The sequence below is a fragment of the Nocardia wallacei genome (genome assembly GCF_029869545.1).
Classification (GTDB): Bacteria; Actinomycetota; Actinomycetes; order Mycobacteriales; family Mycobacteriaceae; genus Nocardia; species Nocardia wallacei_A.
The window spans coordinates 1-1,468 of the sequence record NZ_JARWQD010000215.1 but is presented as its reverse complement, the minus strand read 5'-3'; the positions used below and the strand labels follow the sequence as shown (position 1 = coordinate 1,468).

At 68.9% G+C, this 1,468-nt stretch carries 1 protein-coding gene; it reads left to right on the top strand.

Going from position 1 to position 1,468, the window contains the following annotated elements; translation table 11 throughout:
* A partial coding sequence (locus tag QH290_RS18240; protein WP_280384104.1) for a condensation domain-containing protein occupies positions 1-1,468 on the top strand: 1,468 nt, incomplete at both ends.

The following is a 1,468-nucleotide window of genomic DNA, read 5'->3' as shown; positions in this document are numbered from 1 at the left end:
GATCGAGTTGGGTGAGATCGATGCGGTGTTGGCGGGGTATGAGGGTGTCGATTTCGCGGTGACGGTGGGTCATCGGCTCGATAGTGGGGCAACGATTCTCGCCTCCTACGTGCATGCCGTGCCCGGTGCGCGGATCGACACTGATGAACTCATCGCCGCGGCCGGTCGTAGCCTGCCGTCGCATATGGTGCCGACGAGTGTGGTGGTGCTCGATGAGATTCCGTTGACGCCCGTCGGCAAACTGGACCGCGCGGCACTGCCATCACCTACGTTGCAGGCCAAGGAGTTTCGCGCCCCCACCGGCCGTCTCGAGACGCTGGTGGCGGAGACCTTCGCCGAACTGCTGCACACGAACGAGGCCATCGGCGCCGACGACGACTTCTTCGACCTCGGCGGCAATTCACTGATCGCCACCCAGGCGGCGGCGCGGCTGGGTGCCGCGCTCGGCGCCCGCATCCCGGCCCGGCTGCTGTTCGAGGCGCCGAGCGTCGCCGGTCTGGCGGCCGCCATCGAGCCGGTCGCGGACGCGGGCGGAAGGATGCCGCTGGCCCCGATGCCGCGGCCCGATCGCATACCGCTGTCCCCGGCCCAGCAGCGGATGTGGTTCCTCAACCAGTTCGATACCGCCTCGGCGGCCAACAACATTCCGTTCGCCGTCCGGCTGTCCGGGGCGCTCGATATCGAGGCGCTGCGGGCCGCGATAGCCGATGTCATCGAGCGGCACGAGACGCTGCGCACCATGTATCCGTCCGAGGACGGCACCGGGCATCAGGTGATCGTGCCGCCCGACCGTGCGATGGCGGATCTGGGGCCGAAAACCGTTGCGCCGGAGGAACTCGAGGCCCGGCTGATCGAGTTCGCGTTCACCGGATTCGACGTCGCGACCGAGGTCCCGCTGCGAATCATGCTGCTGGCACTGGATTCCGGCGTACCGGGCGAAGACAGCACCGACCATGTCCTCGCCATCACGGTGCACCACATCGCCGCCGACGGTGCGTCGATGGCCCCGCTGGTCCGAGACCTGGTGACCGCCTACCTGGCCCGCCACGGCGGGACCGCGCCCGGCTGGGATCCGCTGCCCGTGCAGTACGCCGACTACACGCTGTGGCAGCGCGCGATGCTGGGCGCGGAGGACGATCCCGCCTCGGAGGCCGCCACCCAATTGGCCTATTGGCGTTCGGTCCTCGCGGGTCTGCCCGAGCGGCTCGACCTGCCTATGGACCGCCCGCGTCCCGCGGTCGCCTCCGGGCGCGCCGGTCGGTACGCGTTCGAGATCGACGCCGAGACACACGGTCGGCTGACGGCACTCGCGCAGGACTCGGGTGCCTCGCTGTTCATGGTGGTGCATGCGGCGTTGGCGGTTTTGCTGGCGCGGTTGTCGGCGACCGGTGACATTGCGGTGGGTACGCCGGTGGCGGGTCGTGGTGAGCGTGAGTTGGACGGCTTGATCGGGATGTTCGTCAACACG